The organism is Bradyrhizobium sp. USDA 3315, from assembly GCF_054056795.1.
This window is the reverse complement of the sequence record NZ_JBSRYP010000001.1, coordinates 4,351,809-4,377,558: the sequence shown is the minus strand read 5'-3', so window position 1 is coordinate 4,377,558 and position 25,750 is coordinate 4,351,809. Positions and strand designations below refer to the sequence as shown.

Sequence of the window (25,750 nt, the reverse complement as noted above, 5' to 3'; positions counted from 1 at the left end):
GATCAGCCCTCGATCCGGGAGAAATCCGCTACCGCGCGCGTCGCGGCCCGGATCTCGTTGAGCAGCTTCAGACGGTTTTCGCGCACCTTCGGATCGTCGTCGTTGACCTTGACCTTGTCGAAGAACGCATCGACCGCCGGACGCAGCTTGGCCATCGCGCTCATCGCGGCGGCGAAGTCTTCCTTGGCGACGGCGGCGGACGCTTCGGCCTTCACCTGGTCGATCGCCTTGGCCAGCGTCTTCTCTTCGTCGAGCTTGTAGAGCGCGGCGTCAGGCGCGCCGTCGAAGGTCCGCTTGTCCCTCTTCTCCTCGATCGCGAGAATGTTGCTGGCGCGTTTCGTGCCAGCGAGCAGGTTTTTGCCGTCGTCGCTGTCGAGGAATTTGCCGAGCGCCTCGACGCGCCGGACGACGAGCAGCAGATCGTCCTGGCCACCAAGCGAGAACACGGCATCGACGAGATCGTGGCGCGCGCCCTGATCGCGCAGCTGGACCTTCAGGCGGTCGGCAAAGAAGGCTAGCAGATCGTTCGGCAGCGTTTCGGCATCGGCCTTGAGCGACAATCCGAGCAACGCGGATTTGGCCGTCTTCAGGATCGGCAGGCGCAGCGTATTCTCGACGATCAGCCTGATCGCGCCGAGCGCTGCCCGGCGCAGCGCGAACGGGTCCTTCGAACCCGTCGGCTTCTCATCGATCGCCCAGAATCCGGCGAGCGTGTCCAGCTTGTCCGCCAGCGCGACCGCGACGCTGACCGGATCGGTCGGCACGCGATCGGTCGGCCCCTGCGGCTTCCAGTGGTCCTCGCTCGCGGCGGCGACGGACGCATCCTCGCCCTGCGCCAGCGCGTAGTACTTGCCCATCAGGCCCTGCAACTCCGGGAATTCGCCGACCACTTCGGTCAGCAAATCGGCTTTCGCGAGGCGCGCGGCGCGCCTGGTCTTCGCGACGTCGGCGCCGACCAGCGGCGCGATCTCGGCGGCGAGCCGCTCGATCCGCTTGATGCGCTCCGCCTGGGTGCCGAGCTTCTCGTGGAACACGATCTGCTCGAACTTCGGCAGCCGGTCTTCCAGCTTGGTCTTCAGATCGGTCTCGAAGAAGAATTTTGCGTCGGACAGCCGCGGACGGATCACGCGCTCATTGCCGGCGACGATGGTCTTGCCGCCGTCGGGCGCCTCGATATTGGCGGTCAGCACGAACTTGTTGGTCAGCTTGCCCGTCTTGGGATCCCTGACCACGAAGCACTTCTGGTTGTTGCGGATGGTGGCGCGGATCACTTCATCCGGGATCGACAGGAATTCCTTCTCGAACGATCCCATCATCACCACCGGCCATTCGACGAGGCCCGAGACCTCATCGACCAGCACCTGGTCCTCGACCAGTTCGAGGCCCTGCGCGAACGCCAGTTCCTTGGCGTCCTCGAGGATGATGTCCTTGCGCGCCTGCGGATCGAGGATCACCTTCGCGGCCTTCAGCTTGGCCTCGTAATCCTCGAAGCGGCGCACGGAGATCGCACCCGGCGCCATGAAGCGATGGCCATAGGTGCTCTGCCCGGCCTCGATGCCGTCGACGGAGAACTTGACGATGTCGGGCTCCTCGGTCTCCAGACCGAAGGTCGCGGTGATGGCGTGCAGCGGGCGCACCCAGGTGAGCGAGCCTGATTTCGCCGAGCGCGCGCCCCAGCGCATCGATTTCGGCCAGGGGAAGGTCCGGATGATCACCGGCAGCATCTCCGCGATCACGTCGATCGCAGCGCGGCCGGGCTTTTCGATCAGCGCGATGTAGAAGTCGCCCTTCGCGTCTTTCTGGATCTTTGCCTCTTCCAGCGACGTGAGACCGGTCGCTTTCAGAAAGCCCTGCACCGCCGCATCGGGGGCGCCGATCTTCGGGCCGCGACGTTCGGTCTTCAGGTCGGGCTGGCGCGCGGGGATGCCGTGCACGGTGAGCGCAAGACGGCGCGGGGTTGCGAACGCCTTGGCGCCCTCGTACACCAGGCCTTCAGCGACCAGCTTGTCGGTCACCATGCGGCGCAGATCGTCGGCCGCTTTCGCCTGCATGCGCGCGGGAATTTCTTCGGAGAACAGTTCGAGGAGAAGATCGGGCATCAGACCGCCCTGCCCGTTTCAGTGTGGATCCATGCCTCGCCGCAGGCCTTCGCCAGGTCGCGCACGCGGGCGATGTAGCTCTGCCGCTCCGTCACCGAGATAACGCCGCGGGCGTCGAGCAGGTTGAACACGTGGCTCGCCTTGATGCACTGGTCGTAGGCCGGCAAGGCCATCAGATGTTCCTTTTGATTCCCACCCTCACGCCAGCCGGCGGCGAGATATTTGCGGCAGGCGTCCTCGGCCATCCTGAACTGCTCGAACAGCATCGCGGTGTCGGCGTGCTCGAAATTGTGTCGCGAATATTCCTGCTCGGCCTGCAGGAAAACATCGCCATAGGTGACCTTCTCGGCGCCCTCGCGGCCGTTGAAGTTGAGGTCGTAGACGCGGTCGACGCCCTGCACATACATCGCGAGCCGCTCGAGTCCGTAAGTAAGCTCGCCCGCGACCGGCGCGCATTCGACGCCGGCGACCTGCTGGAAGTAGGTGAACTGCGACACTTCCATGCCGTCGCACCAGCATTCCCAGCCGAGGCCCCAGGCGCCGAGCGTCGGGCTTTCCCAGTCGTCCTCGACGAAGCGGATGTCATGGACGGCGGCGTCGATCCCGATCGCGGCCAGCGACTTCAGGTACAGGTCCTGAAGGTTCGGCGGCGACGGCTTCATGATCACCTGGAACTGGTAGTAGTGCTGGAGGCGGTTGGGGTTTTCGCCGTAGCGACCGTCCTTGGGCCGCCGCGAGGGCTGCACATAGGCCGCGTTCCAGGGCTTGGGCCCCAGCGCGCGCAGCGTGGTCGCGGGATGGAAGGTGCCGGCGCCCATTTCCATGTCGTAGGGCTGCAGGATGACGCACCCCTGCTCCGCCCAGAACCGCTGGAGGGCCAGGATGAAGCCCTGGAACGAACGTTCCGGGCGCATGTGGTCAGGCAGGGCATCCATCGTTGGAATCGATCTCGCGAGGGGGTGTGAGGCGCGCGGGACCGTATCGGCGGCAGCCAATGGAATCAAGGCGATGGAGGATGTTTCTGCACCTCGCCCCGCTTGCGGGGAGAGGTCGAAATTCGCGCGCAGCGCGCATTTCGGGTGAGGGGGACTCTCCGCGAACTTAGGTCTTTCGAATCTGCGGAAACAGCCCCTCTCCCCGCAAGAGCGGGGCGAGGGAGATCCAAGCCCTAGCCCGGGCGATAGGCCCCGGTCACGGGGTCGCGGCGCAGGGTCTTGATTTCGCCCGCGCGGGTGGCCTCGGCCACGCGGGACAATCGCGCCTCTTCGAGTTCCTGGTTGATCCGGACGGCCGTCTTGTACGCCCAGCGGACCACGGCCAGGCTTCCCAAGACGCCTGCGAATGCAATCAGCGGCGGCATCGGTCGATCCTTGTCGTTCACGTCTGTCAGGCCCCCAACGACAGGCATTCTCGCGCAAGGCGGCCTGCGCCGCAATCGCGGTTTTGGGGCTAAATGGCGCGCTCACATCCCTGTGTTCACAGCCCGAATCTGGCCCAAATCGCCCGGGTTTCCAGCGCCGAGATCACCTCGTCCGGCAGCGCGGCCAGCCCGTCCAGCGCCGCCAGCGACCCTGCCCCCGGCGCCCGCCGGCCGAGCAGGCCGGACAGCAAGCCGCTGGCCGGCGCAATCACCGGGGTCAGCACCTTGTCGCCATAGCGGGCCCGTAGCGTGGAGCGGATGTCGCCGATGCCGTCGGCGAGCCCGAGACCGATCGCGGTATCGCCGGCCCAGTATTCACCGGTAAACAGCATGTCGTCGGCGCCCTTGAGGCGGCTGCCGCGGCTCTGCTTCACCAGCGCGATGAAGATCGCATGGATCTCGCGCTGGATCGCCTTCAGCCGGGCAACGTCGTCCGGGTTCTCGGGAAGGAACGGATCGAGCATCGCCTTGTGGCTCCCCGCCGTATACAGCCGGCGCTCGACCCCGATCTTCTTGATCAGCCCCTCCAGGCCAAAGCTGCCGCCGACCACGCCGATCGAGCCCAGGATCGAGGACGGGTCGCAATAGATCTCGTCGCCCGCGCAGGCGATCATGTAGCCGCCGGACGCCGCGACGTCCTCGACGAACACCAGCACCGGCAGCTTCTTCTCGGCGGCGAGTTGCCGGATGCGCAGATAGATCTGCCGCGACTGCACCGGCGAGCCGCCCGGCGAATTGATCACCAGCGCTACCGCCTTGGCATTCCGCGTGCCAAAGGCGCGCTCCAGCATCTTGGCGACGCCGGAGAGTGTCATGCCGGGCCGCAACGGCGTCACCGCGCCGATCACGCCTGCCAGCCGCACCACCGGCACGACGGCCGCGCCGCGCCTGAAGCGCGCCGGCAACACTGCCTGCACGCGTTCGAGCAGTCCCGAACGTCCAGCGTGATCACTTATTTGTTCACTCATGCCGTTACCTCGAATTAACCACTTTTTATCACGCCACTGTCATTGGAATCCGTGGAACGCGTTTTGCATTTTGTCATTGGGGCTGCAATGCGCGGGCGGAGAGGGACTCATGAAAATCTATCTGCTGATTTTGCTGATCGGTACACTCCTGGCGGCGATCCACTTCACGTCCACGCCGGACCGCCAGTCGGAAACGGCTTCGCAGTGATTTAGTGCCTCTGACGACGTGGGCAGCATGCCTGCCCGCTAAAGCGCAATGCCATCGCGCCTTGGCTTCTTGTTCGAGCATGATCTTTTTAGCGCCGCGCCAGCGGCAAATCCCCCTTCCCGGCCAGAATCTCCTGCACCCATTTATTGGGCACGCCTGACTCTTCATTGAGCAGCAGTGCGGCATGCAGCCGCGTCGGCGCCCGGCCGCCCTTGGTCGCCCGCACCAGGATTCGGATCGCCGGCGACGCCCCGTCGCCGTGAACGGGCAGGATCTCGACACTGCCAAAACCACGGTCCAGCGCAGCCAGCACCTCGGCAATGCCGTCGGTCCGCCAGATCAGCGCAAGCTGCCCGTTCGACTTGAGAATCCGCCGCGCCGCGTGAACCCAGCCGGCCAGCGTGGTCGCGCTCGCGACATGGGCGCGCTCGCGCACACCGTCCGGCGAGGCGCGGTGCCGCGACGGATCGTTGAACGGCGGGTTCATCAGCACGACGTCGGCGCTATCCGGCCCGAGGCCGGCATCATCGAAGGCTGCGGCGCCGGCTTCGACATCAAGCACGATCACCTTCGCCATGATCGCGTTGGTGGCGGCATTATTCCGCGCAAGCTCGGCCAGGGCCGGGTCGATTTCGACCAGGACGAGATCGATCCCCCTCACCCGCCGCGCCACCGCCAGCCCGGCCGCGCCGACGCCGGAGCCGAGATCGACGACGCGGTCGCCTGATCGAGCCGGCGTCGCCGCGGCGAGCAGGATCGCGTCATGGCCGGCGCGGTGGCCGCTGCGGGGTTGCCGCAGGCGCAATTGGCCACCGAGAAATCCGTCTTCGGTGATCCCGGCGGCCGGAGACTCGCTTTTTGACGCGTTTTCTTCACGCGAACCGGGGCCCATTTCGCTCGAAAACGCTCTAGTCATCGGCCCGCAATTCGTGGCCGAGGCCGGCATCGGTCAGGAGCTGGCGGGCCTCGTGGTTGTCGTCCTCATGCACCAGGATCCGCCGCGGCAGCACGCCGAGCGAGCCCTCGATGATGCTCATGTTCTGGTCCAGCACCAGATGATGGATGTTAGCGCTGTCGAGCAGCGCGCCGATGGCGGAGACCAGCACCATGTCATTGGTCCGTACCAATTCCCGCAAAATACGCTCTCCTGTCGCCCCGGCAGTGCGGCACTTGCGCCACATGTCAATAACTTGATGGCCTTGCCGCTGCACCGCTCAGTTTCTATTGTTATAGCTGAGCATAGTGCGTATTCGGCAAAATTGGAGACCAGCGTGGCGGTTATTGTACCCTTCGAAAGCCCGTCCAATGCTTCGATCGACGGGCTGGTGGGACTTCTCGCCGCCGACATGGAGCGCGTCAACGCGACGATCCTTTCGCGGACCGGCTCCGAGGTCACCATGATCCCCGAGGTCGCCAATCACCTGATCTCCTCCGGGGGCAAGCGGTTGCGCCCGATGCTGACGCTGGCAATGGCCCAGCTCGCGGACTATTCCGGCGACGGCCATATCAAGCTCGCCGCCGCGGTTGAGTTCATGCACACCGCGACCCTGCTGCATGACGACGTGGTCGACGAGAGCGAGCTGCGCCGCGGCAAATTGTCCGCGCGGATGCTGTGGGGCAACGAGGCCAGCGTGCTGGTCGGCGACTTCCTGCTCGGCCAGGCGTTCCGGATGATGGTCGAGGTCGGCTCGCTCCGCGCACTCGACATCCTCTCCGCCGCCGCCGCCACCATCGCCGAGGGCGAGGTGATGCAGCTTGCCGCCGCCAAGAACACCGCGACCACCGAGGACGAATATCTCGCGGTGATCCGCGGCAAGACCGCGGAGCTGTTCGCCGCCGCCTGCGAGGTCGGCCCCGTGATCGCCAACCGTCCGAAGGCCGAGCAGACCGCGTGCCGCTCGGTCGGCATGAATCTCGGCATCGCCTTCCAGCTCGTCGACGACGTGCTCGACTATGGCGGCAAATCCGCAAAACTCGGCAAGAATGTCGGCGACGATTTCCGCGAGGGCAAGATCACGCTCCCGGTGGTGCTCGCCTTCCGCCGCGGCAATGATACCGAACGCAAGTTCTGGATCCGCGCGCTGGAGCGCGGCGAGATCGGGTCGGCCGACCTCGATCACGCGATCGGGCTGATGACCAAGCACCGCGCCCTGGAAGACACCATCAGCCGCGCCCAGCACTACGGCGCGATGGCGGTCGACGCGCTGGCGCTGTTCCCACCCTCGCCGATGAAGACCGCGCTGGAAGAGGTCGTCGCGTTCTGCCTGGCGCGCTCTCATTGATCTAGGCACTCGCGAACAACAAGACGGTGTCGTCCCTGCGAAGTAGGGATCCATGCTCTGCGGCCGAAGTTGTGACGGGGACTCGTCGTTCCAACATCGCACAATAAGCAGCATCGGCGGTTATGGGTCCCTGCTTTCGCACTAGGGGATGCACACATCTGGTGCGACGGATTGACTCGGATCAGAGATTGGGGATTCCAGAATCGGGGGTCTCGGTGACTTCTATTACGGCACTTCGGCTTGGGCGGAGGTGCCAGCATGTTGTCGCGGATTGACTGGACGTTGGGCCGGTTCGAGGATGGTCGTCTCGATAAAGGGGGGCGGCGCTCATCGGACGCATGGTCGCGGGCAAGGATGTATGCCTTCGGCGGCTTTCCAAGGGAGACCGCGCGCTGGAGGTGCGGTTCAACCGCTTTCTCGGTAACTCCAAGGTGACGAAGGAGCGCATCATCGAAAGCTGGAGCGAAAGCACGGCTGCGGCGGTTACAGGCCGCCATGTTTTGGCGATCCAGGACACCAGCGAGATCCACTTCAACACCACGCCGCAACGCCGGCGCGGGCTCGGGGAGATCGGCAAGGGCAATCACCACGGCGTGCTGCTGCACCCGATGCTGGCGGTGGATGCGGACAATGGCACCTGCCTGGGACTTTTGAGCGGCGAGGTGTGGACGCGTGAAGGCCCTCGGAGCGTCTCGCATGACAGCCGCGACCTGTCGGACAAGGAATCGCAGCGCTGGATTGCCACCGCCCTTGCGGCCAAGCCGCTGCTTACCGGTGCTGCAATGGTGACCCTGCTTGGTGACCGCGAGAGCGACATCTTTGCTCTTTATGCCAGCGCAGCCGAGCAAGACTACCGCGTGATCGCCCGCAGCATGCATGATCGCAAGCTGGCCGACACGACGGGTTTGTATGCGGCGATCGACGCCATGACGGCGGTAGAGCGTCGCATCATCGAGTTGCCTGCGCGTGCGGGGCGGCCTGCACGTCCGATGGACCTCGAACTTCGCTTCGGCGCAATCGAGCTGGCCCGGCCGCAAAGCAAGTTCCTGCGCCATTTGCCGAAAAGCCTGCATCTGGCCATCGTTGACGTCCGCGAGATCAATGCCGATCCCAACGTCGAGCCGTTGCACTGGCGTCTTCTCACCTCTCACGAGGTCACCAGTTCAGACGATGCCTGGCGCATTGTCGCCTGGTACAAGCAGCGCTGGATCATCGAGCAGTTCTTCCGCGTCCTCAAGACGCAGGGCTTCAAGCTCGAGGATAGCCAGATCGGCACCGCCGGCCGGCTTCTCAAATTGGTTGCCATCGCTGCCAAGGCCGCGATCATCACCATCCAGCTCCTGCAAGCGCGCAACGGGAGCCAGCAGTCGCTTCACGTTGCCTTCAATCCCAGCGAGATCGATGCGTTGACCGCCCTCAATCAGCAGCTTGAAGCCAGGAACAGACGACTGAAGAACCCGCATCCGTCCGATCGTCTTGCCTGGGCGGCCTGGATTATCGGCCGCATTGGAGGATGGGACGGCTATCCGTCCTCCAAGCCACCAGGCCCCATCACCTTCAAAAACGGTCTCGATTACTTCCGCGCCGTCGCTCTCGGATGGAGCCTCAGAAATGTGTGCATCCCCTAGGCGGTGTGGACTCTAAGGATTCCCTTTTAGGAGCAAATCAGATTCAAGGCTGCTTTTGGGAGGCAGTCTTGGGTGTGATGGATCGTCTGGTGTTGAGCGATGCGGCTTGGGAGCGGATGGCGCCGCTGATCATAGGCCGGCCTGACCAGAAGGGCTCGACCGGGCGCGACAATCGGATGTTCGTGGAAGGTGTGCTGTGGATCGTTCGCACGGGCTCTCCCTGGCGTGATCTTCCGGAAGCGTTCGGGGATTGGAACAGCGCGTTCCGGCGCTTCAGCCGATGGAGTGCCAAAGGCGTCTGGTGGCGGATCTTCGAGGCAATGTCCGACGATCCGGACTTCGAATATCTGATTGTCGATTCCACCATTGTTCGAGCCCATCAGCATGCTGCCGGGGCCAAAAAAGGGGGTCTGAAGATCAGGCGCTTGGCCGTTCGCGCGGCGGCCTGAGCACCAAGATACATATGGCCGTTCGCGGCTTGGGATGTCCGGTACGGTTCACGATCACCGCAGGCCAGAAGGGCGATGCACCGCAAGCCGCCACATTGATCGAGGGATTGCCTGCCGAGGTTTTCATGGCCGATACGGCTTATGACGCCGATCACCTGCGCCAGGACATTGCAGCCAAGGGCGCGCTCGCCGTCATCCCCAACAACCCGTCACGCGCGCTCAAGTATCCGCTCGACAAGCATCTCTATGCCCAGCGCCATCTCGTCGAATGCTGCTTCTCAAAGCTCAAGCAATTCCGCCGCGTCGCAACCCGCTTCGAAAAGACCGCCCGAAATTACCTTGCCGTCATCACTCTCGCAGCCATCGTCCTATGGCTGCGATAACTGTCCACACCGCCTAGTGCTTTCGCAGGGACGACACCCAGTTTGTTGCACCGCCCGTCGCAAAATATTTGTCGTCCTGGCGCAAGCCAAGACCCATGGCCACCGAATTTGATGGTGAAAGAGATCGCGGCCCCGGCGTCGCGCAACAATTGCCATTTGGGGTAATGGGTCCTGGCATTCGCCAGGACGACATCGAGTTTGTTGGCCCGGGCAACTCAGGTGTATGGCTCACCCAACAACGTCGGCACGATCGACGGTGTCGTCCCTGCGAAAGCACTAGCGTATATACATATCCTCCGCAGTCTTTCCGGAGTCTTCTCAAAGAGTTGGCCGAAAACCGCAGAGAACTTACTCATCTGCACTAGGGTTGCGCCCGCCGATTTCGGCTCTCGCCTAGTAGCTAACCCCTTGATGATGAGTCGGTTTTCTAGCCTCGAAGAGATGTGTAAATGCCCTAGTGCGAAAGCAGGGACCCATACTCCGCGGCGAGAGTTGTAGGTGGGTCTCGTCATTCTAGCGTCACGCAAATAACAAGCATCGGTGGTCATGGGTCCCTGCTTTCGCGGGGGCGACACCAGGGTTTGCTGCACCGGCGCCCGCTACTCCTTCACCGGCACCCAGATCTCCAGCCCGCCATTGCCGGTACTCGCATCGAACTTCTCGTCGTAGCGCTCGAAGTTCGGCGCGTCCGCGACCTTCATGCCGGATTGCGGCAGCCAGCGATTCCAGATCGTGTTGACGGTGCGGCGGATGGTCGAGATGTGGTCGGCGTGGGTGAACACGACGTATTTCTGCTCGGGAATCCGGACGCGCGCGAACTCGCGCGGCAGGTCGGAGAAATCGGCGACCTCGACGCCGGCGATGTAATCGAAATTGCCGGCATCATCGCCGTTGCAGCAGACGCCATAGGCGACATTGCCGATCTGACGGGGAATATGCACACATTGCTGGTGGAAACTCTGCCACTGGTTCGGAATGCCGGCATCGCTGCCATTGCCGTGGTTGTAACGCTCGCCGATGCCGGCGACGAGGAACGCCTTCCCGGTGGCGATGCGCGGCGGATCGATGTGGTCGAGAGCTGTCGAGATCATGGTGATCGGCTCCTGGAGATTGAGTGTCGTCAGACACGTTGTCGCGCGCACCGTCTCGGGCGTGACGCCGAAATGGTCGCGAAACGCGCGGGTGAATGCTTCGTGGGAGCCGTAATCCGCATCCAGCGCGAGGCTGAGAATATCGGGCGCACCGGCCGCGAGTTGGCGCGCGGCTTCGCTGAGCCGCCGGGCCCGCACATAACGCATCACCGAGAACCCGGTCGCCTCCGCGAACGCCCGTACCAGATGGAAGCGCGAGACGCCGGCTACGGCGGCAATCTCGTCGAGCGTCAGCGGCGCGCCGAGATGGCTTTCGATATACCAGAGCGCCTTCTGGGCTGGATTCATGGATGACGGCTTTCCTGCAAAGCTCGGGCATCATGCACGGCTGCCGCGCGCGGCATTTGACAGTCCTTGCTGCCCGACGGCGAAACCGCGGTTCCGCTCCACGGAAATTTACCCGCAAAGCCGTCGCTGGCAACAATGTTGCAATCGTGCATACTCGCCAACGCATCGATCCGACGGCTCATCAAGCTGCCCGATAATCAAGACTGCAAGAGCCGCGGCCAGCATGTCAGGGAGGACAATGATGCACCACCAACGCTTGAGCTATGCCAACTGCGTCAAATCAGCGGCGCTTGCGGGGCTTTTGACCATCGCCGTCGCCAGCGCCGCCAACGCGCAGAAGAAATACGATCCGGGCGCAACCGACACCGAGATCAAGGTCGGCAACATCATGCCCTATTCCGGTCCGGCGTCGGCCTACGCCACGATCGGCAAGACCGAAGCCGCCTATTTCAACAAGCTCAACAGCGAAGGCGGCATCAACGGCCGCAAGGTCAACTTCATCTCCTACGATGACGCCTACTCGCCGCCGAAGATGGTCGAGCAGGCCCGCAAGCTGGTCGAAAGCGACGAGGTGCTCCTGATCTTCAATCCGCTGGGCACGCCGGGCAATACCGCGATCCAGAAATACATGAACGCCAAGAAGGTGCCGCAGCTGTTCGTCTCCACCGGCGCGGCCAAGTGGAATGATCCGAAGAACTTCCCGTGGACCATGGGCTGGCAGCCGAGCTACCAGGTCGAAGCGCGCATCTATGCCAAGTACATTCTGCAGAACTATCCGGGCAAGACCATCGGCGTGCTCTATCAGAACGACGATTTCGGCAAGGACTATCTGATCGGCCTGCATGACGGGCTCGGCGACCAGGCCAAGAAGCTGATCGTCGTCGAATCCTCCTACGAGACTTCGTCACCGACGGTGGATTCGCAGATCGTGCAGATCAAGGGCGCCAACCCCGACATCTTCGTCAACATTGCAACGCCGAAATTCGCGGCGCAGGCGATCAAGAAAGCCGCCGAGCTCGACTGGCATCCGGTACAGTTCCTGACCAACGTCTCCGGCTCGATCGGTGGCGTGATGAAGCCGGCCGGCTATGAAGCGAGCCAGGGCGTGCTGTCCACGGCGTATCTCAAGGACCCCAAGGATGCCGAGTGGAAGAACGATCCGGCGATGACCGAGTGGCGCGCCTTCATGACCAAGTGGTATCCCGAAGGCGACCTCGACGACGCCGCCACCGTATTCGGCTATGGTGTCGCCAAGGGGCTCGAGCAGGTGCTGCGGCAATGCGGCGACAATCTCACCCGCGAGAACCTGATGAAGCAGGCGGCTAGCCTCAACCTCGAGATCGGCATCTATCTGCCCGGCACCAAGATCAAGACCGGGCCGGACGACTATGCGCCGATCGAGCAGTTGCAGATGATGCGCTTCAAGGGCGAGAGCTGGGAGCGGTTCGGCCCCATCATGAGCGGCGAGAAGAGCAGTTGAGGGCTTTCCTCCACAACTTTGCGGTTCGTGATGCCCGGCCGTGCGCCGGGCATCCACGTCTTCGACATGATTCACGAGCAAGACTTGTCGCAAGCAAGACTCGTTACGAGCAAGATTTGCGATGACCGGAACCCAGACCAGCCGAAGCGCCGCCGTTCTTCAAGCTCAAGTGTCCGGCCACCACGAATTCCAGGCACATCCTGCGATCGGAAGGACAACAACAATGAAAATCACCGACGTCCGCGCCTACCATATCCGCATTCCCTACGACGCCGGGCCCGCGAGCTTCCGCCAGGGAGCTTCCGCGATCTCGGCGCTCGACATGGTGCTGGTCGAGGTTTCGACCGATGCCGGCCTCACCGGCTGGGGCGATGCGTTCGCCTATGTCTGCCCGAAGACGAGTTGCACGGCGGTGGCCGAGATGATCGCACCGCAGGCGCGCGGCCTCGAGGTGCCCGACGCCGCCAGCATCCCCGCCGCGATGGAGCAGATCCAGCGCAACCTGCATCTGTTCGGCCGCTACGGCATCACGATGTTTGCGATCTCGGCGCTCGACATCGCGCTATGGGATCTCGCCGGCAAGGTGAAGGGCGTGCCGCTGCATCAACTGATCGGCGGCGCGAAGCGCAGCACGATCCCGGCCTATGCGAGCCTGATGCGGATCGGCAATCCGGCGCATATCGCCGCCGAATGCAAGAAGGCGATCAAGCTGGGCTATTCGGCGATCAAGCTGCACGAGACCACCGTGCCTGCGGTCACCGCCGCGCGCGAGGCGATCGGCCCCGACGTGCCACTGATGGTCGACATGAACTGCCCGCTGGACGGACCCGCGGCGATCCAGTTCGCGCGCGACTGCAAGCAGGCCGCGCCGCTGTTCCTGGAGGAGCCGGTCTGGCCGCCGGAGGATTTTGCGACGCTCGCCGAGGTGCGCAGAGAAGGCCGGCTCGATATCGCGGCCGGCGAGAACGCCTGCACCGTGCATCAATTCCGCCAGATGATGACCGCGGGCGCGGTCAGTCACGCGCAGCCCTCCGTGATCAAGGTCGGCGGCATCACCGAATTTCTGAGGGTGGCCGTCCTCGCCGACGAGTTCGGCGTCCAGGTGATTCCGCACTCGCCCTATTTCGGGCCGGGCTTCCTCGCCACGCTGCATCTGATGGCGATCCGCGACGCCGGGCTGATCGAGGTGTTCTTCATGAAGCGTCCCGCCTGCCTGTGGGGCGACCGCATCGACGTCGACGCCAACGGCCATGTCGCCGTGCCGCAGGGACCCGGCCTCGGCTACGAGCCGGATCGCGACGTGATGGAGCAGTATCGGGTGGCGTAGCTGAGACCCTGTCATTGCGAGGAGCGAAGCGACGAATCAATCCATCGTTCCGCACGCGCGGTGGGATGGATTGCCTCGCTTCGCTCGCAATGACGATTTCCTACTTCGTCCCGTCCTTCGCAGCCGGCGCGGCATCCTTCGCCGGCGGCGCGTCGGCTTTCTTCTTCAGATCCTCGGTCAGCTTGACCTGCGCTGTTTGCAGATCGGTGACGAGCTTCTGCAAGCTCGCGACCGAACTCTGCAAGCTCGCGATCTGTCGGTTGGCGGCGTCGAGCTTCTGCTGATGATCCGACGTGAGCTTGTTGATCGTCTTCTGCAGGAAGTCGACATTGCTCTGCAGACAGCTGGTGCGCCGCTCCATGGTTTTCTCGACGGTGCAGATCTCGATGCCGGGAACGTCCTGCGCATGCGCGGTTCCGGCGACGCCGAGTGCGAGCGGTGCCAGCAAGGCGAGAACAAAACGAGCGGTCATCGGCGTCTCCAGGCAAATGCGTCATTCACAGTTTTGTGCTCGCGACGCTGAAAGCGAGGCAGACATACCACACTGAAACCGCATTCAAGCGGTGTGCTTCACCCATTACGGGACTACTCGTGGGGACGGGGGCCTTCGGAACTTGTTTGGTTCGATCCCTTTTGGCTCGACCTTGGGCAGTGGAGACAGATCGCATGGCAACGCGCGAAAAACGGTTGGCGCAATTCGACGGCAATGGCGAACCTGCGCCGGAACAGCGCGTGGAAGTACTTTGTGAGGATCATAGCGGAACGTATCAGCTGCCGTTCGCCTGCCGCTTCGTCAACGGCCAGTGGCGCAATGACACCACCGGCGGCGCGCTGGAAGCCAATGTCATCGCCTGGCGGAAGCCGCGCGAGAAGCAGGCGGGCATGGCCTGAGGCCGGCATCGGCGCGCGCTGTTTCAAAACGCGACGCGCGCACACCGTGCCTTAAGATTTGGAACGCGGGTGGAACGAACCGCGTCCGAATCACTGATCGAGCAGCGTACTGCGTTGTTCACGGCTAGATGTGGTCATCAGCCCCAGGCTGCGCACCACATACAGAAGCATGACGATCGGCCGCAGCCAGCGGCCGATAACAAAAGTTAACTCCTCCGCAGACGACATTGCGATCCCTCCTCTCTGTCCTGCCTGGCGATCATTTCCACGGCGTGATCGGCGGCACCGCTTCGGTCGCCGGCGGCACGTCCACGGTCTTGAAATCGGCCGGGCTGACGATCTCGAGGTATTCCATGTCCTTCGAGTAATCGAACAGGTAGTGGGTGATGCCGGGACGCTGATGGATGACGTCGCCGGCCTCGACAAGCGTCTCCTTGTCCTCGTACATGAAGCGCGCCCAGCCCTTGGTCATGATGACGATCTGAAAATCGCACAGATGCTTGTGCCAGCCGGTGCCCTGCTCCGGCGGCATGTCGGGATTGGCCTTGACCAGGTGGCAGATCACCTGCCCGCTGGTGGCATCGGCGATGCCGAGATCGCGATACAGGAAGAAGTCGCGCAGACCTCCGCCCTTGAACTCGGTGTCACCGGGTTTGACGTGGGAGAATTTGCTGACGACGGCGTGCTGGTTCATTTCAAGCCTCCACGGTTCTCGTGTTCGCGAGATCGCGGCGCGGCTCGGCGTCCAAATTTTCGGCAGCGTCGCATCGTCGCGGTCACAGCTCGGTCATGCCATGCGAAATCCTTGCCAGCCGGATTGGGCTGCGGCGAACCGTCTCGCCATGCGCTGATATCGCCGCGGAAGCATTTGGAGCGAGGCGCGAATTTGCGCCTCAGTGGCTGTCGCGCGCGTCCGTCGCGCATGGCAGGTACCCGACGCCGGTGGCACGTCCATTGAGCAAGGCTTGCCTCGTGCTTGAGCCGCCGATGCAGGCAGGCCGGCACGGGCGCTGCCTAATATTCGACCTCGAGCTCCTCGACGTCGGCCGGCTCCGCCTTTGCGGCCTCGATCCATTCCTGCATCTCGGGCATCGTCATGATGGTGCTGGCATACACCGCAAGTGCAGGCTCGAGCTTGACGTCATAGGTCATGAAGCGGGTCACGACCGGCGCATACATCGCGTCCGCCATGGTGCGGCGCTCGCCGAACAGGAACGGCCCGCCCGACGCGCCTAGGCAATCGCGCCAGATGGTGCAGACGCGATCGATGTCGGCCTGCGCTCGCGACCAGATCTTGAAGCCGGGGAAATGGCCCTTGAGATTGACCGGCAGCGAAGAGCGCAGCGTGGTGAAGCCGGAATGGATTTCGCCCGAGATCGAGCGGCAATGCGCGCGCTGAATCCGGTCTTCCGGCAACAGCCCGGCATGCGGCATGATCTCGTTGAGATACTCGCCGATCGCCAGCGTATCCCACACCGTCGCACCGTCGTGGCGCAGGCAGGGCACCAGGATCGAGGACGACAGCAGCAGCAGCTCGGCGCGGGCCGACGGGTCGTCGGGCGCGGTGACCACCTCCTCGAAGTCGAGCCCGGCGAATTTCGCCAGCAGCCAGCCGCGCAGCGACCAGGAGGAGTAATTCTTGCTGCTGATGGTGAGTGTCGCTTTCGCCATATCGGTCCCTCACGCCTGAACGCGTCTTCAGCTCCCGGATATCGCGCGCCGGTTCAGCCGCCGCGCACCCGGAGCCATCAGCTTTTGCAGCAAGCCACGTGCCAATTTGCCGGGCGGCCGGCCCGCCTCTGGCGTCGATATTGCATGGCAAGCCAGGCCACGGGTGGATGCGTATGATGTCAATGATGTACCAAGCCTATCAGAACCACATGGACCTCACGGCGCCATGGCGGACCGGGGCTGCAGCGGCGCTGAAATACCTCAATCTGGTGCCGCAGGGCGCCGCTGACCGGATGTATGGCCGGCTCGCGGCCGCGCTCGAGCTGATCTCGCGCTCCAGCCTGACCTACGCGCGGCCCCCTTATGGCATCGGCAGCGTGACGGTCGGCAACAGGGAGTTAGAGGTGACCGAGGAGGTCGCCTATGCCACGCCGTTCGGCTCGCTGCTGCATTTCAGGAAGGTGGACGGACCGGAGCAACCGCGGCTGCTCTTGGTGGCGCCGATGTCCGGGCATTTTGCCACCCTGCTGCGCGGTACCGTGAAGACGCTGCTGCAGGACCACGACGTCTACATCACCGACTGGCACAACCCGCGCGACATCCCACGCAGCAAGGGCCGCTTCGGGCTCGAGGATTACACCGACCATCTGATCGACTTCCTCGGCCAGCTCGGCCCGCGCGCGCATATGGTGGCGATCTGCCAGCCTTCGGTGTCGGCGCTGGCGGCCGCCACGATCATGTCGGAGGACAATCACCCGGCGCGGCCGGCCTCGCTCACCCTGATGGCCGGGCCGATCGACACAAGGATCCAGCCGACCAAGGTGAACGAATTCGCCAAGAGCAAGCCGATCAAATGGTTCGAGGACAATCTGATCAATTACGTGCCGATGCAGTGCAAGGGCGCGTTGCGTCAGGTCTATCCCGGCTTCGTGCAGCTCACGGCGTTCGTGTCGATGAACCTGGAGCGGCACATCAAGCAGCACATCGATCTCGCCGATCATCTCGCCAAGGGCGAGACCGCCAAGGCCGCTGTGATCAAGACCTTCTACGACGAGTATTTCGCGGTCATGGATCTGCCGGCGGAGTTTTACATCGAGACGGTGCGCGACGTGTTCCAGGAGCATCTGTTGCCGCAGGGCATGCTGATGCATCGCGGCCGCCCGGTGAATCCGGCGGCGATCCGGCGCATGGGGTTGATGACGGTGGAAGGCGAGAAGGACGACATCTGCTCGATCGGCCAGACGCTCGCCGCGCAAGACCTCTGCACCGGAGTCCGCACCTATCGCAAGGTGCATCACATGCAGGCCGGCGTCGGCCATTACGGCGTGTTTTCCGGCAAGCGCTGGAACAACGAGATCTACCCGCTGCTGCGCGACTTCGTGCATGTGAATTCGTGACAGATTCCCCGTAGCCCGGATGAAGCGAAGCGCAATCCGGGAAGGTGTTTCCGCGGAGAAGCCGCCCCCGGATTTCGCTCCGCTTCATCCGGGCTACGAAATCTCGCCTCCCGACAATGCTCCATCTGTATCGTTGCGCTCCTCGCAATGACGGTGTGGCGCTAGCCATGCCTGCCCTCGCGCAGTAGTCTCCCCGGCCACGACGACCCGCTTCCGAAGAATCGTCCAGGGAGAAACTCCATGCGCGCGCCCACTGCCTTCCGTGCCCTCACGCTTGCCGTGATCGGCGCCCTCGCCTTCACCTCAGCCGTAACTGCCGCCGAAGTCCATGTCATGATCTCGGGCGGGCTGACGGCGGCCTACAAGGCGCTGGTGCCGGAGTTCGAACGCAAGACCGGGCACAAGGTGGTGACCGCCTTCGGGCCGTCGATGGGTACCACGACGAACGCCATTCCGGTGCGGCTGGAGCGCGGCGAGCCGGCCGACGTGCTGATCATGGTCGGCTATGCGCTCGGCGATCTCATCAAGCAGGGCAAAGTGCTGGCCGACAGCCGCGTCGACCTCGTGAAGTCGCCGATCGGCATCGCGGTGAAGGCCGGCGCGCCAAAACCGGACATCGGCTCGGCCGACACCGTCAAGCAGGCGCTGCTGGCGGCGAAGTCTGTCGCCTATTCCGACAGCGCCAGCGGCGTCTATGTCTCGACCGAGATGTTCGCAAAGCTCGGCATCGCCGATCAGATGAAGGACAAGGCGCGGATGATCCCGGCGACCCCGGTCGGCGAGATCGTCGCCAAGGGCGAGGCCGAGATCGGCCTGCAGCAGATCTCCGAGCTGAAGCCGGTCGCCGGCATCGAGATCGTCGGCCCACTGCCGGAGCCGTTGCAGAAGATCACGGTGTTTTCTGCCGGGATCGCGACGGTTGCAAAGGAGCGTGAGGCCGGCAAGGCGCTGATCAGCTTCCTCGCCTCGCCGGATGCGCACGACGCGCTGGTGAAGAGCGGCCTCGATCCGATTGCGGCGGGTGGGACGCATTAGCGGCGTCCGACTCTCTCCCCGTTCTACTCCCTCCCCGTCATCCTGAGAGTCTGACTCATAAATCACCCAACCTTAGCTGCAGCCGCGAGTCTGCGGGTCAGGAGCCTGATGTGTGCAATCAGCAGCCAGGCAGCTTCGGTTGCCACCGTCGCCTCGAAGTCCTTGGCGAGGCGGCGGCATCTGCCGAACCAAGCGAATGTGCGTTCAACCACCCACCGCCTCGGCAGAAGCTGGAAGCCTTTGACGCCTTGAGGCCGCTCGACGATCTCGACAGTCCATGGACCGCAGTCTGAGAGCGCGTCGAGGAGTTGATTTCCGCGGTAGATCCGGTCGGCAAAGACGTGGCGCAGCCGGGGGAAGTTCATCCGCACGTTCTTCAGCAGCGGTACGGCGCCATGGCAGTCCTGAACGTTGGCCGGATGAACATGAACCCCGAGGAGGAGGCCATTGGTATCCGTCACGATATGCCGCTTGCGGCCGTAGATGCGCTTGCCTGCATCGTAGCCGCGCGGTCCGCCAGCTTGGGTGGTCGGCGCACTTTGACTGTCGATCACGGCTGCCGTCGGCTTCGGTGTCCGTCCAAGCTTTTTTCGCGCCCGTCGGACAAGCACGCTGACAATCCTCTGCCACCGGCCTGTATCCCGCCATCTATAAAAATAGCCCTGCACCGTCGAATAGGGCGGGAACTCCTGCGGCAACGCCCGCCACTGGCAGCCGGTCGAAACGATATAGAGGATCGCTTCGATCACACGACGCAGCTCCGTCTTACGCGGCCGGCCGCGCCGGTTCGCTCGCGGCAACAGGCGTCTGATCAGCGCCCACTCCGCATCGGTCATATCGCTTGCATAACGCAGATCGTCCCGCCGATATTGCTCCCGAGTGATCTTGGTCCAGGGCATCGTGCTCTCCCTCGAATCTTTGCAAATCCGATGGAATCACACCCCACTGAGATCACTCACCCATTTTTCAGTCAGGCTCTGAGGAGCCTGCACTTGCGGGCGTCTCGAAGGATGCACGGCCCGGCTGGTGGCCGTCGACCCTTCGAGACGCCCGCAAGTGCGGGCTCCTCAGGGTGACGGGACTAGATGGCGACTAGATACACTACCGCCAATGATGCGCGCCGTAGGCGAGCAGCAGCACCACGACCAGCGCCAGCAGGAGGGTGGTCGACTTCCAGAACAGCACCGGGTTGCGCTCGATCAGCGGGGTCGATGACGTCGTCAGATATTTTGCGTTGGGATTGCGCAGGTCGAACAAGAATTCCGAAAAGCTCTCGTAGCGCTTGAGCGGATTGGCATGCACGGCGCGCTCCAGCGCGCCGTCGACCCAGGTCGGGACATCACGGCCGCCATGCGCGGCCGGTCGGTAGACCAGCCGGTTGAAGTCGGATCGCGTCCGTGCCCGCGCGATCTGCGCGCCGTAGGGCAAGCGTCCCGTCAGCATCTGGTAAGTGACGACGCCGAGCGAGAACAGGTCGGAGCGCGCGGTGCCGCCCTCGCCGAGGAAATATTCCGGCGCGGTGTATTGCTGGGTGCCCAGGATGTCCTCGACGCCCGCCGGCACTGCCTCGGCGACACCAGCGATCCGCGTCGAGCCGAAATCGATGATCTTCACCGTGCCGGTCCTGTCGATCATGATGTTGTCGGGCCTGACGTCCTGGTGCAGCATCTCCTTGCGGTGGAAGGCGCGCAGCCCTTTTGCAATTTGCTCGGTGATGCCGCGTACCGTCTCCAGCGCCGGCGCTGGATTGTCCGTGATCCACTGCGTCAGGGTCTGGCCGTCGATATATTCCATCGTGACGTAAAGGAAATTGCGCTTGCGCTGCGGCAGAAACGGCTTCAGCACATGCGGGCTGTCGATCCGCCGGGCGACCCATTCTTCCATCATGAAACGCTTCAGATAGGCCGGATCGTCGCGCAGGTCGATCGAAGGGATTTTGATCGTGACCGTGGTGGCGCTGTCCTCGTCGACCGCGAGATAGATGTGGCTACGGTGCGATGCGTGCAGCTCGCGCACGATGCGATAGCCGTCGAACAGCATCCGTGCGTCGAGCAGCGGCGCCAGCGGCAGTTCGGTCGGCTGGCCGAACACCTCGCCGGCATCGCCGTCGGGCAATTCGTCGATCCGGACGATCTGCACGGTGAGATTGTCCGGGCTGCCGTTCTCATAGGCCTGCTCGACGATCGATTTCGCGGCAACATCGAGATCGGCGGCGCCGTCCTTGATCGTCTTCGCCAGCTGCCGCGCCGGGACATGCTCGTAGATCCCGTCGGTCACCAGCAGGAAGATGTCGCCGCGCTCCAGCGGGAGAGCCTGGTAGTCGATCTCGAGCTGCGGGTTCACGCCGAGCGCGCGGCCGAGATAGCTCTGCTGCGAGGAGATCACGACGCGGTGGTCGTTGGTCAGTTGCTCGAGGCTGTTACCGGCGACGCGGTAGATCCTGGAGTCGCCGACATGGAACAGATGCGCCGTGGTCGACCGGACGACCAGGGCGCTCAGCGTGCAGACGTAACCCTTGTCCTTGTCGTAGGGATTCTGGCTCCGCCTTGTCTGCGCGTGCAGCCACGAATTGGTCGCCTCCAGCACCCGCTGCACCGAGGTCTTCACCGACCAGGATTCCGAGGTGCAGTAGTAGTCGGTCAGGAAGCTCTTGACCGCGGACTCGGCGGCGATGCGGCCGACGCTGCTCGAGGAGATGCCGTCGGCAAGCACCACCGTGATGCCCTTCAGGCCGAGCAGCGGCTCGTCGGGGATCAAGGCGCCGTGGAAGTCCTGATTGGCGTCCTTGCGGCCCTGATCAGAGAATTGCCCGACCGATATTTTCAGCGCGCGCGGCATCGACCGTCCCAAAGCGAATGGGGCCCTCCGCGACAGGAGAGCCCCATAAGTCGTCGAGGATCAAGCCGCGAGGCGCTGGCGCTTCGGCGCCGTCTTCACATGCGTGGTGTAGAGCGTGAGCCCGGTGAAGGCGAGGCCGCCGGCGAGGTTGCCGAGCACGGTCGGGATCTCATTCCAGATCAGGTAGTCCATGATCGAGAACTTCGCATGCAGCATCAGTCCCGACGGGAACAGGAACATGTTCACCACCGAATGCTCGAATACCATGTAGAAGAACACCAGGATCGGCATCCACATCGCGATCACCTTGCCGGGCACCGTCGTGGAAATCATCGCGCCGACGACGCCGGTCGAGACCATCCAGTTGCAGAGCATGCCGCGAATGAACAGCGTGGCCATACCCGCCGCGCCATGCGCCGCGTAGCCCAGCGTCCGGCCCTCGCCGATGTTGCCGATGGTCATGCCGACCTTGTCGGGCTCCTGCGTGAAGCCGAATGTCGTGACAAAGGCCATCATGAACGCCACCGTGAGCGCGCCTCCGAAATTGCCGATGAACACGAGAGCCCAGTTGCGCAGCACGCCGCCGAGCGTAACGCCGGGGCGCTTGTCGAGCAGCGCCAGCGGCGAGAGCACGAACACGCCGGTCAATAGATCGAAGCCCAGCAGATAGAGCATGACGAAGCCGACCGGAAACAGCAATGCTCCGACAAGCGGCTGACCCGTATTGACGTTGATCGTCACGGCGAACCAGGCTGCCAGCGCGAGGATCGCGCCGGCCATATAGGCGCGGATCACGGTGTCGCGGGTCGACATGAAGATCTTGGATTCGCCGGCATCCACCATCTTGGTGACGAATTCGGACGGAGCGAGATAGGCCATTCGTAAAATCCCCTTGCGCAATTCGGCCGCGCCGGTTGCCTGCCGGAAGCGACGCGGGTTGGTTGAAATGCTCGTCCGTCCGGGGAGATTGGGCTGCAACGATTGCTCGAGACGCCCGGGCCGGGCACCTTGATCCCCTCGCCTCGGCCAGCACTGGCCTCGGCAATCCGGAGAACGGCAGTCGTCATTGACTGGTGCAATCAAAAGCAATGGACGTGCCAAGCGGCGACGCTGGCGCTTGGCTTTAAATCCCTGTTAATACAATGAGTTAGGCTGGTGGCGCAGGAACCGCATGGCGCGATGGCGCGGAATTATGCAGCATGCCCAGATGTCGCCCAGAGGATGCGCGCCCCTCCATCACCGTCATCCCCGCGCAAAGGCGTCGCCTTTGTCGCTGGGGTGACGGGGAAAGGGTCGATACGCACCGCTACTTCACTTCACCTCGGTGCGGACCGGCGCGCCCTTCAGCCCGTTGTTGTCGTAGGCCTTGCGGAGCGTGCCGTTGGCGATCGCCTCCGTCATGAACCTGGTGGCGAAGGCCGCGGCGAGCGGATGGTTGAGCGGCACCGCGACCGCGGTGACGGTCTGCTTGAAGGTCTCGTCCAGCACGCGCGTGCCCGGGATCTTCTTCGCCATCGCATTGAGCTGATCGCGCGACAATGCGAAGGCGTCGATCTCGCCGCTCTTCAGCAGATTGAAGATCTCGTCATAGGTCTGATAGCCCGTGACCGTGGCGTGTTTGAGATGGGCGATCGCGCCGCGCATCGTGGTGGTGGCATTGACGGCAGCCACCTTGACGCCGTCCTGGTCGAGCGTGGCGAAATTCGTGATCGTCGAGCCGGGCTTGACGATATAGGTGGCGTCGGCAACCTCGTAGATCGGCCCGAACGTCATCTTGGTCTCGCGCTCGGGATCCCTGGGCAGGAAGGTGATGTCCCAGGTGCTCTTGGCCGCCGCCTCGGTGATCTGGCCGGAATTCTGGTGCACGACATATTCGACGGGGATGCCGAGTTGCGCCGCCATCTCGCGGCCGAGATCGACGGGAACGCCCGCATAGCCGTTCTCGCTCTTGGTCGACCAGAACGCGCCGCCGGCCGGGCTGATCGCGATCGCGACCCGGAGCTTCCCGGTCGGCGCGATCTGATCCTTCAAGGCGTCGGCATCCGCTGATGTGGCCATGACAATCACTCCCAGAACGAGGCCGGCCAGACGCAGCAGTCGAGACGACATCAGACTTCCTCCATGCCGAATCTTGCTGTCCGGCAGGCGCGCAACAAACCGCACGGCGCGGCCTTGTGCAAGCGCCGGTTCCCGCAAGGGAGCTATCCGTATCGGCCTATCTGACCCGGATGGTGATTTTTTCGGAGACGACCGGCGGGCTGAATGGATAGTGCTTGGCGTCGCCCAGCACCAACTGCAAGGTGTGCTTGCCGGGCGCCAGATCGAGCTGCGTCTCGGTCTGGCCGGCACCGAAATGCAGGTGAGACTTGTCCGACGGGATCGGCTCATTCGGATTCAACGGCTCATTCACGTCGATCAGAAGATGGTGATGGCCGCTGTTCGGGTAGTCGTCGCCGGCATGGGTGACGCCCATGTTGCGCAGCCCAAAGCGGCACCAGAACGGGCTTTTCAGCTTAGCGCCGTCGCGTGGCCAGATGAAATACAGCTTGGTGTCCTTGCCGGCCGGCTTGTTCTGCGCGTCGGCCGGGGCCGCGAACAGCGTCAGTGCCGCAGCGAGCATGATCAAGCCCAAACTTTTCATAGCCCCTCCATGAAGCCTGGCGATCAGGGATGATCGCTCAGGGAGACAGCGCAACCCGGAGACCGTGGGTCGGATAACGGACATTGGTGTCGTAATTATCGCGATTGGCCGGACGCACATAGCGTGCGTCATTCTTCCACGAGCCGGAGCGGATGACATGGGAGGCGCAGTCGCCGCCGGACCAGACCGCACCGTCGGTCGGCGCGCCCTGGTAATTCCTGTGCCAGCAATCCTCGACCCATTGATCGACCCCGCCGCCCATGTCGTAGAGGCCGAACGGATTCGGCTTGTAGCTGCCGACCTTGACCGGCTGCTCGGCCGAACTGTCGCCGCCGCAATCCTTGCATCCGGCGTGGCCCGATTGCACCTGGTCGCCCCACCAGTACTTCGATTGCGTTCCGCCGCGCGCCGCGTATTCCCACTCGGCTTCGCTCGGAAGCCGGTAGGGCTTCTTGGTGCGCTCGGCGAGCCAGGTCACATATTGCTTCGCGTCGCTCCAGCTCACATTGGTGACCGGAACGTCGTCCTTGCCGCTGGCCGTGAAGCCACAGGCCTTGGCCGTTGCGCAGACGTTCCATTCGCGGACCGTGACCGGATATTTGCCCATGGCAAAGGGCTTGACCGTCACCCGGCGGATCGGCCGCTCCGAAGGATCGTCATTGCTTCCCATCGAGAAGCTGCCGGCCTGAAGTGAGACCAGTTCGGGCTCCGGCAGCTCCGGGGTAGGGCTCGCCGAGGGCGCGGGTTGAGGCGACGCTTGCTGTGTCGGTGCCGCCGGGGTCGGACTTGCGGTTTGGGTCGGAGCCGGGCTTGGTGCCGGCGGCTGGACGGCAGGCGATGCCGCCGGTGCCGGAGGCGCCTGTGCCACATCGGCCGGCTTGCCGCGCGGTTGCGCCAGCAGATACCACAGCACGCCTCCGGCGATGATCGCGACCGCCAGTCCGAGCAGCGTGAGCAGGACGGACTCGCGGCGCCTGCGCGTCCGTTGGTACGCAGCGGCGTCCGGCAGCACACGATAAACCCGGACCGGATCGGTGATGTTCTTGACCTTGCGGTCGCCGAGCGATTCGTATCCGCAGACCATCTTGTGCTTGATCTGCTCGTAGATGCCGCCGGAAATAAAGACATCACCCGGCGCTGCGATCCCTTCCAGGCGCGAGGCCACGTTGACGCCGTCGCCATAGATATCGTCGGGCTCGATGATGACGTCGCCGAGGTTGACGCCGATCCGGTACTCGATCCAGTGATCTCTCGCGATCGCCGCGTTGCGGCCGATCATGTTCTGCTGGATGACGATGCTGCAGCGGACGGCCTCGACCGGACTGTCGAACATCGCGATAAAGCCGTCGCCGGTGGTCTTGACCAGCTTGCCGTGGTGCTCGGCAATGGTGGGCTCGATCAGATCGCGCAGGGTCCGCTTGACGCGCGTATGCGTGCCTTCCTCATCGAGCTGCATCAACCGGCTGTAGCCGGCGATATCGCCCGCTACGATCGCCGCGAGGCGCCGCGGCATTGAATCGCCGGGAGGCTGGGTATTGTCGGCCTGTGACCGGCCTGACTTGAAGTCGCGAATTTCTCCCATAGCGCTCCGGCT

At 63.6% G+C, this 25,750-nt stretch carries 25 protein-coding genes; 8 read left to right on the top strand and 17 right to left on the bottom strand.

What is annotated here, in order from left to right; all coding sequences use genetic code 11:
* Window positions 1–2 precede the first annotated feature (2 nt).
* From glyS to ACVIYL_RS20110, 6 genes are all read right to left on the bottom strand, one after another.
* On the bottom strand, window positions 3–2,099 hold the full coding sequence (gene glyS, locus ACVIYL_RS20135; protein WP_456779552.1) for a glycine--tRNA ligase subunit beta: 2,097 nt from the start codon (window positions 2,097–2,099) through the stop codon (window positions 3–5).
* Entirely contained in the window at window positions 2,099–3,034 is a 936-nt protein-coding gene (locus tag ACVIYL_RS20130) for a glycine--tRNA ligase subunit alpha (protein ID WP_092085757.1), read from the bottom strand. The genes glyS and ACVIYL_RS20130 overlap by 1 nt, the downstream gene beginning before the upstream one ends.
* Window positions 3,035–3,267: 233 nt before the next feature.
* The gene (locus tag ACVIYL_RS20125; RefSeq protein WP_026193154.1) at window positions 3,268–3,459 is read right to left on the bottom strand and encodes a hypothetical protein; all 192 of its coding nucleotides are present in this window, start codon (window positions 3,457–3,459) and stop codon (window positions 3,268–3,270) included.
* 116 nt (window positions 3,460–3,575) lie between these two features.
* Window positions 3,576–4,487, bottom strand: a complete 912-nt coding sequence (locus ACVIYL_RS20120) for a S49 family peptidase (RefSeq protein WP_057014921.1) — start codon at window positions 4,485–4,487, stop codon at window positions 3,576–3,578.
* 296 nt (window positions 4,488–4,783) lie between these two features.
* Window positions 4,784–5,587 carry a tRNA1(Val) (adenine(37)-N6)-methyltransferase gene (locus tag ACVIYL_RS20115; RefSeq protein WP_456781858.1) on the bottom strand — a complete coding sequence of 268 codons (804 nt, stop codon included), beginning with the start codon at window positions 5,585–5,587 and terminating at the stop codon, window positions 4,784–4,786.
* A 16-nt stretch (window positions 5,588–5,603) separates the two neighbouring features.
* Window positions 5,604–5,831: a putative signal transducing protein gene (locus ACVIYL_RS20110; RefSeq protein WP_026193157.1), complete on the bottom strand. Its 228-nt coding sequence runs from the start codon at window positions 5,829–5,831 to the stop codon at window positions 5,604–5,606.
* A 135-nt stretch (window positions 5,832–5,966) separates the two neighbouring features.
* Between ACVIYL_RS20110 and ACVIYL_RS20105 the strand changes: the two genes are divergently transcribed.
* The 3 genes from ACVIYL_RS20105 to ACVIYL_RS20095 all read left to right on the top strand — a co-directional run bounded on the left by ACVIYL_RS20105 (window position 5,967) and on the right by ACVIYL_RS20095 (window position 9,437).
* Window positions 5,967–6,977 (top strand): polyprenyl synthetase family protein, encoded by a 1,011-nt coding sequence (locus ACVIYL_RS20105; RefSeq protein ID WP_057015096.1) that lies wholly within the window; start codon window positions 5,967–5,969, stop codon window positions 6,975–6,977.
* A 338-nt stretch (window positions 6,978–7,315) separates the two neighbouring features.
* Window positions 7,316–8,605 carry an IS4 family transposase gene (locus ACVIYL_RS20100; RefSeq protein ID WP_253607404.1) on the top strand — a complete coding sequence of 430 codons (1,290 nt, stop codon included), beginning with the start codon at window positions 7,316–7,318 and terminating at the stop codon, window positions 8,603–8,605.
* 68 nt (window positions 8,606–8,673) lie between these two features.
* Window positions 8,674–9,437, top strand: a protein-coding gene (locus ACVIYL_RS20095) for an IS5 family transposase (protein ID WP_092083899.1) whose coding sequence is annotated in 2 segments (ribosomal slippage) — window positions 8,674–9,009 and window positions 9,012–9,437 — 762 coding nt in all. Because the reading frame shifts where the segments join, the coding sequence is not laid out codon by codon here.
* Window positions 9,438–10,036: 599 nt separating this feature from the next.
* Here the strand turns inward: ACVIYL_RS20095 and ACVIYL_RS20090 are convergent.
* Complete coding sequence (locus ACVIYL_RS20090; protein ID WP_310883485.1) at window positions 10,037–10,876, bottom strand: AraC family transcriptional regulator; 840 nt, start codon at window positions 10,874–10,876, stop codon at window positions 10,037–10,039.
* 238 nt (window positions 10,877–11,114) lie between these two features.
* Here ACVIYL_RS20090 and ACVIYL_RS20085 point away from each other — a divergent pair, with 238 nt between their 5' ends.
* Together ACVIYL_RS20085 and ACVIYL_RS20080 are read left to right on the top strand one after the other, a co-directional pair.
* A complete protein-coding gene (locus ACVIYL_RS20085; protein ID WP_310883486.1) occupies window positions 11,115–12,356 on the top strand; it encodes an ABC transporter substrate-binding protein in 1,242 nt (413 codons plus the stop codon).
* 223 nt (window positions 12,357–12,579) lie between these two features.
* Window positions 12,580–13,683: a mandelate racemase/muconate lactonizing enzyme family protein gene (locus tag ACVIYL_RS20080; RefSeq protein WP_310883487.1), complete on the top strand. Its 1,104-nt coding sequence runs from the start codon at window positions 12,580–12,582 to the stop codon at window positions 13,681–13,683.
* A gap of 100 nt (window positions 13,684–13,783) precedes the next feature.
* Here ACVIYL_RS20080 and ACVIYL_RS20075 read toward each other — a convergent pair whose 3' ends face one another.
* Window positions 13,784–14,155, bottom strand: a complete 372-nt coding sequence (locus ACVIYL_RS20075) for a hypothetical protein (RefSeq protein WP_253607475.1) — start codon at window positions 14,153–14,155, stop codon at window positions 13,784–13,786.
* Window positions 14,156–14,349: 194 nt separating this feature from the next.
* Here ACVIYL_RS20075 and ACVIYL_RS20070 point away from each other — a divergent pair, with 194 nt between their 5' ends.
* On the top strand, window positions 14,350–14,574 hold the full coding sequence (locus ACVIYL_RS20070; protein WP_225161055.1) for a hypothetical protein: 225 nt from the start codon (window positions 14,350–14,352) through the stop codon (window positions 14,572–14,574).
* A gap of 90 nt (window positions 14,575–14,664) precedes the next feature.
* On the opposite strand, the gene ACVIYL_RS20065 is transcribed toward ACVIYL_RS20070, so the two are convergent.
* From ACVIYL_RS20065 to ACVIYL_RS20055, 3 genes are all read right to left on the bottom strand, one after another.
* The gene (locus ACVIYL_RS20065; RefSeq protein WP_016848367.1) at window positions 14,665–14,802 is read right to left on the bottom strand and encodes a hypothetical protein; all 138 of its coding nucleotides are present in this window, start codon (window positions 14,800–14,802) and stop codon (window positions 14,665–14,667) included.
* Between the two features lie 31 nt (window positions 14,803–14,833).
* Window positions 14,834–15,268 carry a cupin domain-containing protein gene (locus ACVIYL_RS20060; protein ID WP_057014914.1) on the bottom strand — a complete coding sequence of 145 codons (435 nt, stop codon included), beginning with the start codon at window positions 15,266–15,268 and terminating at the stop codon, window positions 14,834–14,836.
* A gap of 320 nt (window positions 15,269–15,588) precedes the next feature.
* Window positions 15,589–16,245, bottom strand: coding sequence for a glutathione S-transferase family protein (locus tag ACVIYL_RS20055; RefSeq protein WP_168857485.1), 657 nt, complete (start codon window positions 16,243–16,245; stop codon window positions 15,589–15,591).
* A gap of 173 nt (window positions 16,246–16,418) precedes the next feature.
* Between ACVIYL_RS20055 and ACVIYL_RS20050 the strand changes: the two genes are divergently transcribed.
* Window positions 16,419–17,642, top strand: a complete 1,224-nt coding sequence (locus ACVIYL_RS20050; RefSeq protein ID WP_310883489.1) for a polyhydroxyalkanoate depolymerase — start codon at window positions 16,419–16,421, stop codon at window positions 17,640–17,642.
* A 240-nt stretch (window positions 17,643–17,882) separates the two neighbouring features.
* Window positions 17,883–18,677 carry a substrate-binding domain-containing protein gene (locus tag ACVIYL_RS20045; RefSeq protein ID WP_310883488.1) on the top strand — a complete coding sequence of 265 codons (795 nt, stop codon included), beginning with the start codon at window positions 17,883–17,885 and terminating at the stop codon, window positions 18,675–18,677.
* 62 nt (window positions 18,678–18,739) lie between these two features.
* Here the strand turns inward: ACVIYL_RS20045 and ACVIYL_RS20040 are convergent, their stop codons facing one another.
* From ACVIYL_RS20040 to ACVIYL_RS20015, 6 genes are all read right to left on the bottom strand, one after another.
* Window positions 18,740–19,576 (bottom strand): IS5 family transposase, encoded by an 837-nt coding sequence (locus ACVIYL_RS20040; protein ID WP_225164260.1) that lies wholly within the window; start codon window positions 19,574–19,576, stop codon window positions 18,740–18,742.
* A 202-nt stretch (window positions 19,577–19,778) separates the two neighbouring features.
* Entirely contained in the window at window positions 19,779–21,515 is a 1,737-nt protein-coding gene (locus ACVIYL_RS20035; protein WP_456779551.1) for a protein kinase domain-containing protein, read from the bottom strand.
* Between the two features lie 60 nt (window positions 21,516–21,575).
* Window positions 21,576–22,394: a formate/nitrite transporter family protein gene (locus tag ACVIYL_RS20030; protein WP_137480433.1), complete on the bottom strand. Its 819-nt coding sequence runs from the start codon at window positions 22,392–22,394 to the stop codon at window positions 21,576–21,578.
* Between the two features lie 432 nt (window positions 22,395–22,826).
* Window positions 22,827–23,573: a transporter substrate-binding domain-containing protein gene (locus ACVIYL_RS20025; RefSeq protein WP_456779550.1), complete on the bottom strand. Its 747-nt coding sequence runs from the start codon at window positions 23,571–23,573 to the stop codon at window positions 22,827–22,829.
* 157 nt (window positions 23,574–23,730) lie between these two features.
* Window positions 23,731–24,156 (bottom strand): DUF4399 domain-containing protein, encoded by a 426-nt coding sequence (locus tag ACVIYL_RS20020; RefSeq protein WP_456779549.1) that lies wholly within the window; start codon window positions 24,154–24,156, stop codon window positions 23,731–23,733.
* A gap of 37 nt (window positions 24,157–24,193) precedes the next feature.
* The gene (locus ACVIYL_RS20015) at window positions 24,194–25,738 is read right to left on the bottom strand and encodes an SUMF1/EgtB/PvdO family nonheme iron enzyme (protein WP_456779548.1); all 1,545 of its coding nucleotides are present in this window, start codon (window positions 25,736–25,738) and stop codon (window positions 24,194–24,196) included.
* Window positions 25,739–25,750 lie beyond the last annotated feature (12 nt).

Coding starts and splice junctions, on each gene's coding strand:
- glyS (WP_456779552.1), bottom strand. CDS start 2,099: ATGCCCGATCTTCTCCTCGAACTGTTCTCCGAAGAAATTCCCGCGCGC.
- ACVIYL_RS20130 (WP_092085757.1), bottom strand. CDS start 3,034: ATGGATGCCCTGCCTGACCACATGCGCCCGGAACGTTCGTTCCAGGGC.
- ACVIYL_RS20125 (WP_026193154.1), bottom strand. CDS start 3,459: ATGCCGCCGCTGATTGCATTCGCAGGCGTCTTGGGAAGCCTGGCCGTG.
- ACVIYL_RS20120 (WP_057014921.1), bottom strand. CDS start 4,487: ATGAGTGAACAAATAAGTGATCACGCTGGACGTTCGGGACTGCTCGAA.
- ACVIYL_RS20115 (WP_456781858.1), bottom strand. CDS start 5,587: ATGGGCCCCGGTTCGCGTGAAGAAAACGCGTCAAAAAGCGAGTCTCCG.
- ACVIYL_RS20100 (WP_253607404.1), top strand. CDS start 7,316: ATGGTCGCGGGCAAGGATGTATGCCTTCGGCGGCTTTCCAAGGGAGAC.
- ACVIYL_RS20090 (WP_310883485.1), bottom strand. CDS start 10,876: ATGAATCCAGCCCAGAAGGCGCTCTGGTATATCGAAAGCCATCTCGGC.
- ACVIYL_RS20085 (WP_310883486.1), top strand. CDS start 11,115: ATGATGCACCACCAACGCTTGAGCTATGCCAACTGCGTCAAATCAGCG.
- ACVIYL_RS20080 (WP_310883487.1), top strand. CDS start 12,580: ATGAAAATCACCGACGTCCGCGCCTACCATATCCGCATTCCCTACGAC.
- ACVIYL_RS20075 (WP_253607475.1), bottom strand. CDS start 14,155: ATGACCGCTCGTTTTGTTCTCGCCTTGCTGGCACCGCTCGCACTCGGC.
- ACVIYL_RS20070 (WP_225161055.1), top strand. CDS start 14,350: ATGGCAACGCGCGAAAAACGGTTGGCGCAATTCGACGGCAATGGCGAA.
- ACVIYL_RS20065 (WP_016848367.1), bottom strand. CDS start 14,802: ATGTCGTCTGCGGAGGAGTTAACTTTTGTTATCGGCCGCTGGCTGCGG.
- ACVIYL_RS20060 (WP_057014914.1), bottom strand. CDS start 15,268: ATGAACCAGCACGCCGTCGTCAGCAAATTCTCCCACGTCAAACCCGGT.
- ACVIYL_RS20055 (WP_168857485.1), bottom strand. CDS start 16,245: ATGGCGAAAGCGACACTCACCATCAGCAGCAAGAATTACTCCTCCTGG.
- ACVIYL_RS20050 (WP_310883489.1), top strand. CDS start 16,419: ATGATGTCAATGATGTACCAAGCCTATCAGAACCACATGGACCTCACG.
- ACVIYL_RS20045 (WP_310883488.1), top strand. CDS start 17,883: ATGCGCGCGCCCACTGCCTTCCGTGCCCTCACGCTTGCCGTGATCGGC.
- ACVIYL_RS20040 (WP_225164260.1), bottom strand. CDS start 19,576: ATGCCCTGGACCAAGATCACTCGGGAGCAATATCGGCGGGACGATCTG.
- ACVIYL_RS20035 (WP_456779551.1), bottom strand. CDS start 21,515: ATGCCGCGCGCGCTGAAAATATCGGTCGGGCAATTCTCTGATCAGGGC.
- ACVIYL_RS20030 (WP_137480433.1), bottom strand. CDS start 22,394: ATGGCCTATCTCGCTCCGTCCGAATTCGTCACCAAGATGGTGGATGCC.
- ACVIYL_RS20025 (WP_456779550.1), bottom strand. CDS start 23,573: ATGGCCACATCAGCGGATGCCGACGCCTTGAAGGATCAGATCGCGCCG.
- ACVIYL_RS20020 (WP_456779549.1), bottom strand. CDS start 24,156: ATGAAAAGTTTGGGCTTGATCATGCTCGCTGCGGCACTGACGCTGTTC.
- ACVIYL_RS20015 (WP_456779548.1), bottom strand. CDS start 25,738: ATGGGAGAAATTCGCGACTTCAAGTCAGGCCGGTCACAGGCCGACAAT.